This window comes from Rhodococcus sp. YH1, assembly GCF_009939605.1.
Classification (GTDB): Bacteria; Actinomycetota; Actinomycetes; order Mycobacteriales; family Mycobacteriaceae; genus Rhodococcus; species Rhodococcus aetherivorans.
Genome location: NZ_WVTE01000290.1, coordinates 58,284 through 74,028 on the forward strand (window position 1 = coordinate 58,284; position 15,745 = coordinate 74,028).

Here is a 15,745-nt window from a genome sequence, read left to right on the forward strand (position 1 = left end):
CGGCAGTCACCGCGCCCGGTTCACCAGGGCGCACCGACCGACCGAGGTACCCGCTCCACCACCGCCACCGAACCACCCCGATACACCCGCAAAACCGCAGGTCAGACCCCAAAAACGTGTGACCAGCATCACCAGAAAAGCACCGGAAAAGCACCAATGAAACATCGAAAAAGCATCAACACAGATGTAAACTAGAGGCATGAACAACAACGAGAACGGCCCCGTTACCCGCCTCAACACCGCCCAGTTCATCGAAGGCATCCCCGCCTTCCTCGGCATGGTCCCGAACGAATCCCTCGTCATCGCCCTGTTCGATCCCCAGGGAACGACCGGCCCCTTCGCCCGCCTCGACCACGACAACGCCACCGCCATTGTCGCTCTCGACAAGCTCATGGCCGCCGCCGAATCCGCCGACTTCAACGCCACCATCGCCGCGCTCGTCAGCATCCACCCCAACGGCGACACCGCAGAGGAAACCCTTCTCGCCGCCACCCGCCACGCCTACACGCTCGGTCTGGCCGTGCCCATCGCCGCCGTCCTGCCCGAGTACACCGCCGGTGAGACCTTCTTCAACTTCCCCAGCGCCGAATCCGGCGAACTCGGCGACATCCTCGCGAGCACCGTTGCTGTCCTCGGAGTCATCGACGGCCGCGCACCCATTGCCCCCAGCCGCGACGCGCTCGCCGCCGAACTCGCACCCGCCGAAGACCTCGGAGTGTTGTTCGAGCGCCAGTGGGACGCGCGCCAGGCCCGCGCCCAGGCTCCCGAAATCACCGACGCCGCGAACCTCGAGACGCTGCGCGACGCGATCGAAGCACCCCGCGAGCTGACCTATCCCGAAGCCGTCGCCGTCGCGATCACCCTCACCGACAACCCCCGCGCCCGCGACGTGGCCCTGTACTTCTCCCGCAACGTCGCCGCCGTCGCCATCCTGACCGACGCCGCCCGCAAGACCTCCGGCTACGCCCGCTTTACGATCCTGTCCGTCCTCGCCGCCGTCGCCTACGCACACGGCTACGGAGTCCGCGCCGCCGTCGCCCTCGACGCCATCGAGAACGGAGTAGCCCACGAGACCCAGATCCCCAAGCTCGCGCTTCTCATCCGCCAAGTCGTCGACCACGGCCTGCACGCCAAAGGAGTGCAAGAAGTCCTCGAGGCCGGTCGAAACGTCCTCCCCGAGTTCGGATTCACCCCCGAGGACTGACAAACACCCCACGAGGCCCCGCACCGACCGGTGCGGGGCCTCGCCCTATCTCCAACTCACCAACGAACCCGCCCGCACCTTCCGCAGCGCGCAGGGCCGAGCTCAGGGCATCGAGCCCCTTCGCCCGACTTCTCCCGCAGCTCGCGCACGGATCCGCGCCACCGCGCCGGGACGACACCCAACCGCAGTGCGACGACCGTGCATCGTCACGGTGCGATTCAGGCGAGCCGTCAGAGAATGTCCGGCTTATCCGAGAAGCAGATGTCGATGCCGCGAGTGCGGGGTACGTCCAACACCGGTATGCCGGCGACCGCCGCATCGAGGGCCAGGTCCGAAATCGGCATCACCTCGAGCACGGCACCGAGCAAGGCCGCTTCCGCTTCACTGCGCTGCATAAGAACCCCTAACGTCTCCGAAACCGCCCCGACTTGCGTGCAACGGCCAACTCTCATCATCGAATATCCACCATGGCCGAACCAACCGCCTCGACACATCAGAAGACGATCGCCTGCCAACTACCACAGCGTTCCTTGCGCCCCGTCGTACAGGGCTGTCTCGATCGCGTGCTGATCCCAGCCATATCGCAAGACCGCCTCGCGCACCGCTCGTGAGCGTCGAGCACGTTCGGCACGGTCGGCGCCGAACCACAACCGCCGGCCCCCGCCGCGACCCTTACGCCCCATGTCCGCCATGTTCTCAGCGGCCGACGCGAGCACCACATGGGCAGCGAAGGCATCACCGTCGCCCGTGTTGACGCACAGCGGGTTGTCACAACGCCGGTGCATCGCCACTTCGTTGTCGTCGAGGCCACGTTCCAGCTCCACAGCGAGCGCGTAACGGTGCGGTCGCACCACGATCTGATGACCGTCTCGAGCTATCCAGAACCGTCCGTAGCCGTCGTCACCGAGTGCACCCACCCAGAGGTGACAGGAATCCAAGTCCGGTCCGTACACCACGCGTTGGAAGAAGCGAGTCCGTTCGATCTCGTCTCCTGGCTCCCACCGCACAGTGGCTCCGTCTCTGACCTCGCGCCGGTGCTTGCAGCCCGATCAGGAGCCGGAAGCAGCTACAGGCACGTCGGGCGTCGGTTCCTTCGCCTCACTGCCGCCCTCGCTCGATCCTTGTACGGGAGGCGTCGAGTCGTTGTTCTCTTCGGCCAGCTTCACCAACCGGCGCACCATCGCCACGTCCAGATCGACGAGTTCGGAGATCGAGGTCGCGGTCTCGCCCCGTCCAGCAACCTGCGCCAGCGACCTGCCCGCCGCGAGTTCGGCCGCAGCCTTCTTCTTCTCGAACTCCTCGTTCGCCTTGGCGATCGCCGCATCACGACGAACAGCGGCCTTGTCCACCTTCTCCAGCGACGCCAACGCGCGCTCGAGGTCGCGCTGGTTGTCACTGATCCGCTTGAGCAATTCAGCGCGCCGTTCCGACAGCTTCGACCGTGCCTGACTGCGTGCCGAGATCACCTTGGTCTCGTTGTGCACCGCATCCCCCGAACCACTCACTGCGACACCCTTCCCTTCTACAACAACTCACGCCGAGTCTAAACCAGCAACCCGACCAACCCCGTCGCTTCGCCGGAGCGGTCTGCGACCGCCAGCTACACCGATCTACATCGCACCGTATTCGGGCACCAGCAACAGAAGAAGGGGGACACACCTCTTGCAGTTTTACTGACATTCGGGATTCCCTCTCTCAACCTGCGCGTTCATACCGCTAAGATCGAGCCCGTGATGACCCTCCACGTCCTGCACGCAGCGGACGGCTACGAGTACCTGACACGTCAGGTCGCCACAGCCGACCGCGAGCGTGAACGTGGAGCAGAACTGACCGACTACTACACCGCGCACGGCACACCGCCCGGCGAATGGTTCGGCTCGGGAGTCGACGGTTTGAACGACCTTCTCGACGACATCCACGTCGAGAACGCCGACCGGACCTCCGTCGGCGATGTCGTCACCGAGGCGCAGATGAAGGCCCTGTTCGGCGAAGGACTTCACCCGAATGCCGACGCCCTGATCGCCGAACTCATCGACCGGGGCGTCCCCTCCGAGGACGCAATCCGGCTCGCCCGACTCGGACGGAAGTTCCCGACCTTCAAAAACAACGTCGAGCTGTTCGACCGACATGCGGCCGAAATTGCCGAGTACACCGACACCCACGGACACGCCCCGAGCCCGGACGAATCCGCTGCGATCCTCGACCGCATCGCCGGAGGAATGTTCCAGGACAAGCACGGCCGGCCGGTGGCGAACGAGGCCGAATTGCGGAACTGGATCGCTCACGAGAAGGGTAAAGTCCGCCACCCGGTAGCCGGCCACGACCTGGTGTTCACACCGCCCAAGAGCGTGTCGAGCCTGTGGGCACTGGCACCGAACGAGACGCGCATCGAGATCGAGCGCATCGTCGATGCCACGGTGAAAGACACCCTCCGGTGGCTCGAAGAGAACGCCTGCTTCACCCGCGTCGGCCGCAACGGCGAGGAGCAGATCGACACCAACGGCTTCGTCGCCACCCTCTACAAGCACTTCGATTCCCGCTGCGGGGACCCCAACCTGCACACCCACGCGGTCGTGTCGATCAAGACCCAAGGTGCCGAAGACGGCAAGTGGCGAGCCGTCGACGGATCGACAATGTTCCGCTTCGCCGTCGCCGCCTCGCAGCGATTCAACGCCGAAGTGATGCAACGCCTGAGCACCGAACTCGGCCTCGAGCTGACCCACCGCGAGATCGAGCAGGGCAAGCAACCCGTCGTCGAACTGGCCGCTATTCCCCGCAACATGCTCGAGATGTTCAGCTCCCGCCGCAGCGCCATCGAGGCCCGCCGCGACGAACTCGTGGCCGAGTACCGCGCCAAGTACCAGCGGATGCCCGCCGCCAAGACGATGTATCAGCTCTATCAGCAGGCCACTCTCGACACCCGAGAAGGCAAGGCCGACGCGAAATCACTCGCGGAGATGCGCGCAGAATGGCGCGAGAAAGCCGCCGAAATCCTCGGCGGAAACGAGGCCGTCGATCAGCTCGTCCGCGACGCCTTGGCTGCCGGTCACGCCCCGATGCCCCAGCGCCGCGGCCTCGACGACGACGCACACGACGTGATTACCAAGCTCGAATCCAAGCGCTCGCGGTGGCAACTGCCGCATATCGCCTCCGCTGTCCAGGCCCACCTCGGCGGCGAGACGTTCCCCGACCTGGATACCTACCGGACGGCAGTCGATCGACTCACCAGCCGGGTCATGGAGTTGTCGGTGACCACCCCACGGGTCGAACTGCCCGCGATCCCGAGGCGTCTGCGCCGACGTAATGGCGACTTCGTTCTGTCCCACCACGGCAGCCACAAGCACAGCTCCCAGCGCATCCTCGACGCCGAAACGATGCTCGTATCGGCCACCAGCGAACCCACCGTCTTCACCGCCCGCACCGCCTCGATCCACGAGGTGTACGAGACGATGCGCGCCGAGACCGGACGCAACCTCAACGCCGGCCAGCGCACCTTGACCGAGCACTTCCTGCAATCCGGGGCACTGCTGGCCGTCGGTGTCGGACCCGCAGGAACCGGCAAGACCACCAGCATGAAAGCCGTCGTGCAGGCATGGCAGAGCGAAGGCCGGGGCGTCATAGCCCTCGCACCCTCCGCGGTCGCCGCCGAAACACTCGGCGAAGAAGTCGGCGTCACCGGCCTGACCCTGGCCTCCCTGACCTACCCCTGGCGCGGTCTCGTCGGCAGTCGCCCCGGCACACTTCCGGCCGGCATCGACATCGCACCGGGCACGATGCTGCTCGTCGACGAAGCATCCCTTGCCTCCACCCTCGACCTCGCCGCCGTCGTCGAGATCGCCAAGGAACGTGGCGCAGTCGTCCGCCTGCTCGGTGACCCGGCCCAACTCGACGCTGTAGAGACCGGCGGAATTCTGCGCTATCTGGCGCAGAACACCGACGCTCCCGAACTCGACACCGTGGTCCGATTCGGCAACGACACCGCCCAAGCCGAAAACTCGATGCTGCTGCGATCCGGTGACTCCACCGGCCTGGACCTGATCTACGAACGCGATCTCGTGCGCGAAGGAACGCGCGAAGAAATGATCGGCCAGGCCGTCGAGAACTACCTCCACGACCTCGCCGACGGCAAAGAATCCATCGTCATGCTGCCCACCCGCGAGGACGTCACGGCAGCCAACATCCAAGTCCAGGCCGTGCGCCGCCACGACGGAACCAGCGACGAATCCACCACCGTCGCCCTCGCCGACGAACTCACCGCCGGCCGCGGCGACATCGTGCTCACCCGCAGCAACCGCCGCGATCTGAACCCCTCCGGCGGAAAGAAAGCCGGAGCGTTCGTGCGAAACGGTGATCTGTGGGAAGTGCTCGATGTCGTGTCCGACCGCGGCGCTCTGACCGTCCGGCACCTCGAACACGGCGGCGTCATCACCCTGCCGGCCGACTACATCAGCAGCCACGTGCAACTCGGCTACGCCTCCACCGTGCACCGCGCCCAGGGCGTCACGGTCGACACCGCCCACGCCATCATCACCCCCGACATGGACCGCTCCGGGCTGTATGTGGCCGTCACCCGCGCCCGGACCGACAACCGGATCTACGTCCCGGTCGACGTGCCCGTGGGTCTCGACACCGAGCGTCCGCACCTGGAAGACAAGAACGTCTCCACCGGCCGGATGATCCTCGAGACCGTCGTCGCCACCGACAACGGCCACCGCACCGCCACCGAAGAACTCGCGGAACAAGCCGCCCACGCCACCGACCCGGAGCGGCTGCGCGAGGCATATCTGGCCGCCCAACGCCGCCTCCGCGACGGCGCACTCGAGATCGAGATGCGCCGCACCCTGCCCGAACACATCGCGGCCACCATCGAAGGCACCGAGGGATGGGCACAGCTTCGCCAGGTCCTCGCCGACGCCCATGACCACGGCCACAGCACCCGCACACTACTCGGACACGCACTCGCCGAAGGCCCCCTCGCCGGAGCGAAGGACATCGGATCGGTCCTCGCCCACCGCACCCGCGCAATTGTCGGCCAGTTCACCGAACACCCGACATTGCCGCCGCTACCGATTCGCGACCCGCTCCACACCGACGCGGAAATGCACGACTTCGCGGTCGAATGCGCCCGCCGCTACACCGAGACCACCGACCGCGCCGCGACCGCAGACACCGGCATCGGCGAAGTCATCCGCCGCTACCGCGACACCTCCGCACTCCTCGAGACGCAGAGAGTTCGCACCCTCGCCACCGCTGCACTCGGAGAAGAACTCGGTGCCCGCATCGCCGAAGAATCCTCCGCACGACTGCTCGCCCGCCAGCTCCACCGCGCCGCCCAAGCCGGCGTCGACCCGATCAACCTGCTCACCTGGCACCACGAACGCCTGGCCGAAAACGGCGTCGACACCACCGCGGCCGCGCTGCGATCCGACATGGCCAAACCCCTGACCGAGCTGATCGCCCGCCGCAACACCGCATGGCTCACCGAACACGAAGAGACCATCGCCGAACACCTGCCCACGCTCGCATTGCAGACCGACGACGAACGCGCCCAGACCATCGCCGGACGCATCGAACATCTCCACCACCTCAGCGGAACGAGCATCGAAGAAGTCGTGGCCGACCTGGCAGAGCGGGCCGGAGCCACCGCCCTAGCGACCACGCTGCTCGCCGAACTCGACCGCATCGCCGCCGACGGCCGAGACCTCACGAACCCCGACGCACCCAAATGGGTCGTCGCACCCGTGTCCGACGCCGACCAAATCGCCCCCGAACTCGCCGCCACGATCCGCGAGGACTACCAGGCCATCGCCGAACTCCACCGCGACTACCGCGACCAGCTCACCGACGACACCGCACCGATCTGGGCGCACTCGAGCCTCGGTGCCTGCCCCAACGATCCCGAGCACGCTGTCCTGTGGCGGGCCACCATCGCGGACGCGGCTGCCTACCGCAGTGCCCACCACGTCACCGACGAGGACACCCTCGCCGGGGGTCGACCGAAGGATCGCCGCGCCGCACTCGACTGGGTCCACGTCGAGCGTGAGCACACGCAGCTGCGTGAACAGCAAGAACGTTCGCAGAACACGCGGTACGTAGGGCGCCGTCGGCAACCCGAACCGCAGGTCGACCTCGGGCACGTCGAACAACGTCCGCGACGGGTGTAGTTGCCAGGTCTGCCAGCGGTTGTGCACCGCTCGCTCTACCGGGATGGTTGTACGGGGCCCAGGGTGCCGTAGTTGTTGACTTCCGCAGCCGTGACCAGCATCTTCAAGCTCTCAAGACCAGGTCGACCGCGCGATGAGGGTTGGCCGCCAGCCGCCGGCAGGCCCGGGCGATGTTCGTATGCCCGGCCCGACGATGCAGACTGACCACCACGTTCCGCAACGTCGCCATCACCTGCGGACCATGACCGGTGCGGACGGTGGACCGGTCCTCATCGAACGTCACATCACGCACGTAATGGAGTTTGTTCTCTATGTGCCAATGCCCGCGGATCCACGATGCCAGCAGCTTCGGAGGTGCCTGCTCGCACGGCAGTGAACAGATCGCGTACACCAACCTCGACCTTCCACACGCCGCCACCGAGTACGCGCCGTCGCCGAGTGATCTGAATTGCCTGCTGCGCGTACGGAAACCGCAAACCCCGGGTCACGGTGACGATCTTGTAGCTGCGGTGCTCCTCCCGGCCGTGACCGCGCTCGACCGGATCCGACCACACCACCGGCACCTGCTCCCACGGCTGGTCCCGAACCCGGGCGAGCAGGCCCGGCTGGTTCGCCTTGACGACCATGACGTACTCGGCCCGGCACTGCTCACGCAGGCACCGGGCGGTCGCCCTCTGCGTGTGCATCGCATCCATGGTCACCACCGCTCCGGCGACATCGAGTCCGCGCACCAGCTGTCGGACCGTGGGGATCTCGTTGCTCTTGTCGGCGGTGCGGCACTGTCCGAGCACGACGGTGTCGCCGTGGGTGACCGCCGACACCAGATGCGGAGCCACCCGGTCCGCGGTGCGGGCGCCGCGGACCGTCTTGCCGTCCACCGCCACGACCACTCTTCCGCCCTCGGTGCCAGCGGTTGCGGCCAGGTGCCGGCCGAGCACTCGGTCCAAAGCGTCACCGTCGATCCGGCCGAACACCTGACGGATCGTGGCCTCACTCGGAACACGGAATCGAATACCGCACCGCTGCAAAACCTTCTGGGGTGCAGCGGCCGCCCAGTCGGCGATGGCGTAGAACGAGCGGGCACCGGCGGCGACCGCGCACAATGCCACGGCGATCAGGGACGGCAACCGGTAGCGGCGACCGCGCCGAGCACGCGGATCGGGCACCTCCTCGAGCGCGACGAGCAATTCCGACATCCGCATGTCGTCGGCGACGACCCGGCTCGACCGGGCCAGCTGGTCAAGACAGGGGTCGATCGGGGACACTGTCCCGGCGGGCATGGGTGACTCCTCGTGGACGATCTGGATGCGTAAGACACACCCATGATCAATCCCTGTCCCCATGCCCGCTCAACCGGCCCGGACAGCACGTCCCATAGACCGAAGCCCCCAGGTCACGGGGCCGGTAGTCAACAACTACGGCGCCCTGGGTTAGGTAATCAGGTCAATTATCAGTTATCGGCTACTCGTACTCGGTGCTCCAACGCGCGCCTTCTGCGGCAAGACGGCGTGCGACACTTTCAGGCATAGTCGAACAACTGTCTTCATGGATGGACGGGTAATTGTCGGACGCCGAATCGGTAATTCCTACTGTGGCGGTCATGTTTTCCCATCCTCCCATATACTCAAAGGAGTATGGAATAACAGCATGGGCCCGCCATATAGTTTCGAGTAAGTCTATATCGACAAAGTTAATATTAGTGTCGATTCCCCCGCCTTGCGCGCGAATTGCGTCTTCACCGGCCGGGAGTAGGCCGGCAATCCACGCCGCAGTTTTAACACTGCCGTCCCATGGAGGTCTATTGAAATAGTACCAGGAAGCCGCGCAGATGCCGTACAAATTAGGACCAAACTGTGCGTAGTTAAGATACAATTCCAGTTGTCGTTTATCGCCAAGGATCAGGTTGAAGGGGTAAGAAAGTACGGCTTCAACGCCTTTCCTTGAAGCTTGGACAAATGTCGAATCGCCGCGGATCATGAAAATATTCTTCACAAGCTGCTGCGGAATGCTCGAGCCATGCGGGTCATTGTCGGGGATATCGTCCAGGAACGCCTCAATCCGTTCTATGAAGTCACCCACGTGAAACGGTCCTACTCGATGCCCTAATTCGGTATCTTCGTGGAATAGAACGCCTGCCACATAGTACCTGCTAATGTATTCCAAAGGGACATATTCATACACCGTTTCTCCGGGTGCCTCGTCAGAGAGCATAAATGTGGTGCGCGGCGGCGCCACATAACGGTAGAAGCCGGCAATAATACTAATTACGATAAAGAATATTAATAGTGCCTTTAGGGCGTAAGTAGCAGCTTTTCTGACTGCTCGCCAAAACTTTCCCTGCCTTGGCAGAGGTAGGCGACTCCGCTGTCCCGTTGGCGGGTATGGGATATCTGGGGTTGACGGGCTCAGTGGTTCACGAGGGGGGTCCTGAACCACTGGTTGAGACATTGGGAGAGGATTCGTTTCTCTGGGAGGAACGACAGCGAACGGGTCGAATTCTCCTCGCTGCGAAGGGGGGATCTCGTTAGATTCTGGAAAATGATTCACAATAGTTCCAATGAGGTCCGGGACCGGTAGCGAACTTGATGGTCAAAAGTTAAAATTTAACGCCCGCTCAACCAGGTGATTAGGTGTGAGCGGAACAATTGTATTCATATATTGCGTGAACGAGAAGAGAGCGAGCCGGCCTCGCTGAGGATGCATCGACCCGCAGCAGCGCAGGTAGTGTCGATTTGAAAGTTTGAAAAAAACTATTCGATTCCGACCGCTTCGGATTTTTTCAATTGGCGCGCACGATTTTCCAATTCATCGATCATATCGTCGATATGATTAGTTTTGTATCTAAATTCTTCATCAGATACGGCCTCGGTCATGGTCATAAATATAGAGGTAAATGCCACTGCGGCAGAGTTCCACTCCTTCTTGCGTCCTGTATGGAATGGATCGGTCATCCGTGCGGGTATATCCAGGTCAGGCGATCGCCCGGCATCTGCATTCTTCGGAAAGTTCGCCCCTCTGATTACTAGCCCCTCCATTGCGGCGGCTCCGGTTGCCGAAAGATATGCATATGGGTGGCGTCCAGATTCGGGGTCGCTTTGGAATTCAGGCAGGATGCGCCTGCCAAGGACTTTCCCTATGGATTCATAGAATGTCGCCAGTGCTGTTAAGTAATCACCCTCAGACTGGGCAATGGCTGATTGTAGATTGGTTTTAACAGGTTCAGGGTACGAAATTGCTGTCGCGGCGAGGGCGAGATAGGTTCTCCAGCGATTATTTTCCTTTAGGTTCTTATAGTTTACTGTGGCCCCCCGGCGGCATACTTCCACCATAACTGCGTACCGCCCTGGCATAGTTTCCAAGATATTAGGGTTTTCGCGCAACTCGTTTTTCAGTGTGTCCAGAGCAACGTCGAGCGTATCTCCATCGAACACGGCAGGGTTTGATGACTGAGACCCTCCAAGCTCATATAGCAACTCATTAAAAAAATCCTCACGATTTGGCCATACCCGATAAACAGCACTCCTTGGTATTCCCGCGCTGAAGGCGATCGAGTCGAGCGAAATGTGTTGAAGGCTCACTGTGAGCCCGTGGGTTCGAACCATCTCGGTTGCAGTGCTCAGCATCTCGTGTCGGACTTGTGCAGAGCTACGCCGCTTGGTGCCACGCGAACTGGGATCCATAGGATTGTTCATCGATACCCCTCGTTGAGACACCGTGTCCGGTGTCCGGTGTTGACCTACTTGGAGACGTCATTTAGTATCTGTAGCCTACGGCAGTAGCCCTTCGCAATAGAACGACCGGCGCAGACGAGTCCTTACTCCTCGGCACCGCAGTTGGCGAACTTCCCTATAGGGACAGTTCATCTAGCCCAGTGATGGCCCTACATAGAGGGGGACTTGAAATGACTGCTGCTCCACAGGCCACGCGGACTGTCGCCTTTGTCCTGATCTCAAGCCTACTGGCGACACTCTTCGTCCTGTTCGGCGTAGGCCCTGCCCAGGCCGAACCAGCCAATCGGTTTCCGATCGATTGGACAGACATCGGCATCCACCCCCGCCAGGCACCGGCGATGTCCGCGGAGCATGCCGGTCCCGCGCTCATGGACGGAACCCTTGTCAGCCACATTTGTGAGGTGGCCGGCGAACCCGTATACAACGGGCAGGAAACGATCGACGTCTGGGCTCTTACCGAATACGGTTGGCTCCCGACCGCGTGGATCAACACCGGTTACGACGGATGGACGCCAAACGTACCCGACTGCGGCGAGATGACGTCAAACGAGGAATCGACCCAACCGGGATGCGTGCCGTACATCGTTGTGGGCGTACCCGGATCCCATCAAGGAGCACTGCAGGAGGAGAACTTGGGCTCTAGCGACGAGCAGTCGCGGCTAGGTCCTGAAGTTCACGCTGTGGTCGAAGCTATGCGGGCCGAGGGCCTGGAGCTCGGTGTTGCGGCCGTCGCCTATCCCGCACTACTCAATACAGTTACCGCCAAGGCTATGTACAACCTCTCGTCCTACAAGGAATCAAAGGACAAGGGATACAGCGCTACCTACGACCTACTGAAGGTTCTCGCTCGGGAATGCCCCAACTCGAAGTTCTTTCTCATCGGATATTCGCAGGGCGCGCACATCGTAGGGGACGTGGCACAGACGATTTACCACGAGGGCGGACCCGTTGACCGTAACCGGATCGCTGGTGTCGTGCTACTCGCTGATCCCGCGTTTAACTCTTCGTCCCCTGGAGCGGAAGAATTTGTCGCTAATGGCTCAGCGCTGTCGTACTCACCGGTGGATTCGCAGGATATAACTGGAAGCCTGGGAACTCGAGCCGCATTTCCGTCGGACGCGCGTGTATTCTCGGTATGCATCCAATCAGATCCTGTGTGCAACCTGAGTGCTCTCAACCTTCCAGCGGAGGGCACGCACGTGTTCATACATGCTCCATTGGATGCGATGCTGGGCGCACAAGGCGAGGGTCCGCCTTCGAATGTCCACGGAATCTACGACGACGCACCGATCCTGGAATGGGGCGTTGAGAGTCTGGCGCAGTTCGCGGGCAGCATGATCGCAAGTACGTACACCGGAAGTTAACGAGCCGGGAACCGCAGGCTCAGATTAGGGCATATCAGATCAAATGTATCCGATATGCCCTAAACTTCTGACTGCGTACCGCTTGCCGATGTCTACCCTGAGTTAGGCCTGAGTTGCACCAGGTTGGCCGATTCTCGGGACGGATCCGGCGTTTGTGCTGGTGACAGCGGTGCGGGTTCGGGAAATGGCACACTAACGGCTCGGTAGACTCCCGCTCTGTGGCTGCCTACATCCGCAAAGTCCGCACCGCGTCGGGCGCGACCGCGGTGCAGATCGCAGCTAAGCAAGGCCGCCGAGACAAGGTGCTCGAGCACCTCGGCTCGGCGCATACCGACAGTGAACTCGCCGCTCTGCTCGAGACCGCCCGCGAGAAACTTCTTGCCGGCCAGCAGCAACTCGATCTCGACCTGGGGGCGGGTACCGGCGGGGCATCGGTGATCACCGGCAAGCGTTCCCGCTGGCTGATCGAGGTCATCGACACCGCGTGGCAGCACCTCGGGTTCGATGTGATCGACAACGAGGCGTTCTTCCAGCTGGTGGCAGCCCGCATCGTCGAAGCGACCTCGGTCAGCGACACGGGTCGCGTGCTCGGCGAGATCGGCATCGTCCCCGCACACCGCAACACGTTCGTGCGGACCCTGCAGCGCTGCACCGAGCATGGCTACCGTGACCGGATCGCGCAGCGCTGCTTCGAACACGCCGCCGCCGCGGGCGACCTGAACCTATTGCTCTACGACGTTACGACCTTGTACTTCGAGGCAGAGAAGGAAGACGAACTGCGCAAGGTCGGGTACTCGAAGGAACGTCGGGTGGACCCGCAGATCGTCGTCGGGCTGCTGGTCGACCGCACCGGATTCCCTTTGGAAATCGGTTGTTTCGAAGGAAACCACGCCGAGACCCGCACGATCGTGCCGATCGTGCGCCAGTTCCAGGCTCGTCACAATATCGAGGGCGTGGAGATGGTCATCGCTGCCGACGCCGGCATGCTGTCCGCCTCGAATCTGAAAGACCTCGATGCTGCCGGACTGAAGTTCATCGTCGGTTCCCGGGTGATGAAAGCACCCTCGGATCTGGCCAGTCATTTCCACTGGAACGGCGACGTGTTCACCGACGGCCAGGTCATCGACACGGTCACCCCGCGACACGCAAAGAGCGTGGTCAACGATGTCAACCGTCGTGCCGAGCCGGTGTGGGACCCCGCCGACACGTCAGCGTGGCGAGCGATCTGGGCGTACTCGGCCAAACGCGCCGTGCGGGACAACCAGACGTTGAACGCTCAGGAAGCTCGGGCGAAGGCCGTCATCGACGGCACCCGAGCTGCACGATCGCCGCGGTTCGTCAAGACCACCGCGAAGGGCAAGACCCTCGATACGGCGGGCATCGCCCGGGCCCGTTCCCTTGTCGGGCTCAAAGGCTACGCCACGAACCTTCCTGCGCACGTGATGAACCCGCATGAGGTGATGGCGAAGTATCACGACCTGTGGCAGGTCGAGCAGTCGTTTCGGATGTCGAAGACCGACCTGCGGGCCCGGCCGATCTTCAGTCACACCCGGGATGCGATCGAGGCGCACCTGACCATCGTGTTCGCTGCGTTGGCGATCTCACGCTATCTGCAGGACGAGACCGGGATGTCCATCCGGAAGATCGTGCGGACCCTGCGTCCACTGCAGGAAATCACAATCTCGATCGCCGGCCACGAGCACACCGCCCTCGATCCACTCACCGCCGACGCCGCGAGCATCCTCGATTCCCTCGAAATCTCGAATCGTCGATCAGGGTTGGCACACTAAACTGGTGCAACTCAGGTTAGGACATTACTGGCGAGTAGAAAGCTCGGCAGGCTCGTCACCTGCGCCTTCGTGATCCCGCGAAAGCCGATCGGGACACTAAGCGGGTAGGTTCGGGCGGTGGCATTCGTGCGGAAAGTGCGCACCGCATCCGGCGCGGTCGCGGTGCAGGTCGTGCGCAAACATCGGGGCCGGCACGAGATCATCGCGCACGTCGGATCCGCGCACACCGACGTCGAGCTGGGCATCCTCCTCGAAAGATCCCGCAACCTCCTGCACGGTGACCAAGGCATGCTCGAGCTCGACGTACCGTCACCGGTCGAGCAGATCACCGACGTCGCCGACTGGCGCACCGGACAGCTATCCGTGTCGCCGCCCACGGCGGGTCGGGAGGTCGCCGGTCCGGGCCGGACCGTGCGCACCACCGCCCGGCTGCTCTACGACGTACTCGCCTCGGTCTACGACCGGCTCGGCTTCGACGTCCTCGACGATGCGGTGTTCAAGGATCTGGTGATCGCACGCATCGTCGAACCGACCTCGAAGATCGACGCCCTGCGTGTCCTCGACGACCTCGGCGCGGACACCGTGTCGTACAAAACGATTCAACGCCATCTCGCGCAGATCCTCACCGGTGACTACCGGGATCGGATCGCCCACCGATGCTTCGAGTACGCCGCCGCCACCGGCGGGTTGGGGTTGTTGCTGTTCGATGTGACGACCTTGTACTTCGAGGCCGAGAAGGAAGACGACCTCCGCAAAGTCGGCTACAGCAAGGAGCGGCGGGTCGATCCACAGATCGTGGTGGGACTGCTCGTCGACCGCACCGGCTTCCCCTTGGAGATCGGTTGTTTCGAGGGCAACAAGGCCGAAACCCACACCCTGATCCCGATCGTGCGCCAGTTCCAGACCCGCCACGGCATCGACGGTGTGGAGATGGTTATCGCCGCCGACGCCGGCATGCTCTCCGCCTCGAACCTGACCGCGCTCGACGAGGCGGGTCTGAAGTTCATCGTCGGATCCCGCGTCACGAAAGCCCCGGGCGATCTGACATCTCATTTCCATTGGCACGGCGGATGTGTTCACCGATGGGCAGATCATCGACACCGTCACACCCCGGCACGCACGCAGTGTCGTCAACACCGTGAAGAGACGAGCCGAACCGGTCTGGGATCCGGTGCGGCACCCCACCTCGTGGCGGGCGATCTGGCAGTACACCCGCAAACGCGCCGTGCGCGACAACCAAACCCTCAATGCGCAGGAAGCGCGGGCGAAGGCGGTCGTCGACGGCACGAAGAAGGCCAAGGCCACTCGGTTCGTCAAGACCACCACGGCCGGTCAGCAACTCGATGATGCCGCCCTGGGCAGGGCCCGGTCCCTCGTCGGCCTGAAGGGATACGTGACCAACATTCCGGTCACGCTGATGGAACCGGGTGAGGTGATCGGCAAGTAGGGGTAGCCGTAGCATCCGCCGGAAATCGGGCGGATTTGGCGTATC

Annotated in this window: 10 protein-coding genes and 1 pseudogene; 5 read left to right on the forward strand and 6 right to left on the reverse strand. The window is 63.0% G+C overall.

The features are described from left to right. Nucleotides 1-199 precede the first annotated feature (199 nt). Nucleotides 200-1,204 carry a DUF4192 family protein gene (locus AIIKEEIJ_RS30870; protein WP_161996230.1) on the forward strand — a complete coding sequence of 335 codons (1,005 nt, stop codon included), beginning with the start codon at nucleotides 200-202 and terminating at the stop codon, nucleotides 1,202-1,204. A gap of 230 nt (nucleotides 1,205-1,434) precedes the next feature. Here AIIKEEIJ_RS30870 and AIIKEEIJ_RS30875 read toward each other — a convergent pair whose 3' ends face one another. The 3 genes from AIIKEEIJ_RS30875 to AIIKEEIJ_RS30885 all read right to left on the reverse strand — a co-directional run bounded on the left by AIIKEEIJ_RS30875 (nucleotide 1,435) and on the right by AIIKEEIJ_RS30885 (nucleotide 2,688). Continuing rightward, nucleotides 1,435-1,719 (reverse strand): hypothetical protein, encoded by a 285-nt coding sequence (locus AIIKEEIJ_RS30875; protein WP_161996231.1) that lies wholly within the window; start codon nucleotides 1,717-1,719, stop codon nucleotides 1,435-1,437. Continuing rightward, nucleotides 1,720-2,028: a hypothetical protein gene (locus tag AIIKEEIJ_RS30880; RefSeq protein WP_301916389.1), complete on the reverse strand. Its 309-nt coding sequence runs from the start codon at nucleotides 2,026-2,028 to the stop codon at nucleotides 1,720-1,722. A gap of 225 nt (nucleotides 2,029-2,253) precedes the next feature. Continuing rightward, on the reverse strand, nucleotides 2,254-2,688 hold the full coding sequence (locus AIIKEEIJ_RS30885; protein WP_161996232.1) for a hypothetical protein: 435 nt from the start codon (nucleotides 2,686-2,688) through the stop codon (nucleotides 2,254-2,256). A gap of 249 nt (nucleotides 2,689-2,937) precedes the next feature. On the opposite strand from AIIKEEIJ_RS30885, the gene mobF reads away from it, so the two are divergent. Then, nucleotides 2,938-7,368: a MobF family relaxase gene (mobF, locus tag AIIKEEIJ_RS30890; RefSeq protein WP_161996243.1), complete on the forward strand. Its 4,431-nt coding sequence runs from the start codon at nucleotides 2,938-2,940 to the stop codon at nucleotides 7,366-7,368. A 284-nt stretch (nucleotides 7,369-7,652) separates the two neighbouring features. Here mobF and AIIKEEIJ_RS30895 read toward each other — a convergent pair whose 3' ends face one another. From AIIKEEIJ_RS30895 to AIIKEEIJ_RS30905, 3 genes are all read right to left on the reverse strand, one after another. Next, nucleotides 7,653-8,648, reverse strand: coding sequence for an ISAs1 family transposase (locus AIIKEEIJ_RS30895; RefSeq protein WP_161996233.1), 996 nt, complete (start codon nucleotides 8,646-8,648; stop codon nucleotides 7,653-7,655). A 181-nt stretch (nucleotides 8,649-8,829) separates the two neighbouring features. Then, nucleotides 8,830-9,816 carry a transglycosylase domain-containing protein gene (locus AIIKEEIJ_RS30900; protein WP_338020972.1) on the reverse strand — a complete coding sequence of 329 codons (987 nt, stop codon included), beginning with the start codon at nucleotides 9,814-9,816 and terminating at the stop codon, nucleotides 8,830-8,832. A gap of 302 nt (nucleotides 9,817-10,118) precedes the next feature. Then, entirely contained in the window at nucleotides 10,119-10,946 is an 828-nt protein-coding gene (locus AIIKEEIJ_RS30905; RefSeq protein ID WP_161996235.1) for a hypothetical protein, read from the reverse strand. 323 nt (nucleotides 10,947-11,269) lie between these two features. Here AIIKEEIJ_RS30905 and AIIKEEIJ_RS30910 point away from each other — a divergent pair, with 323 nt between their 5' ends. The 3 genes and pseudogenes from AIIKEEIJ_RS30910 to AIIKEEIJ_RS30920 form a co-directional block, all read left to right on the forward strand. Continuing rightward, complete coding sequence (locus AIIKEEIJ_RS30910) at nucleotides 11,270-12,463, forward strand: cutinase family protein (protein ID WP_161996236.1); 1,194 nt, start codon at nucleotides 11,270-11,272, stop codon at nucleotides 12,461-12,463. Between the two features lie 218 nt (nucleotides 12,464-12,681). Further along, nucleotides 12,682-14,253 carry an IS1634 family transposase gene (locus AIIKEEIJ_RS30915; RefSeq protein WP_029547282.1) on the forward strand — a complete coding sequence of 524 codons (1,572 nt, stop codon included), beginning with the start codon at nucleotides 12,682-12,684 and terminating at the stop codon, nucleotides 14,251-14,253. A gap of 117 nt (nucleotides 14,254-14,370) precedes the next feature. After that, nucleotides 14,371-15,697 (forward strand): annotated as a pseudogene (locus tag AIIKEEIJ_RS30920) (IS1634 family transposase); the annotation flags it as partial. Nucleotides 15,698-15,745: the final 48 nt, after the last annotated feature.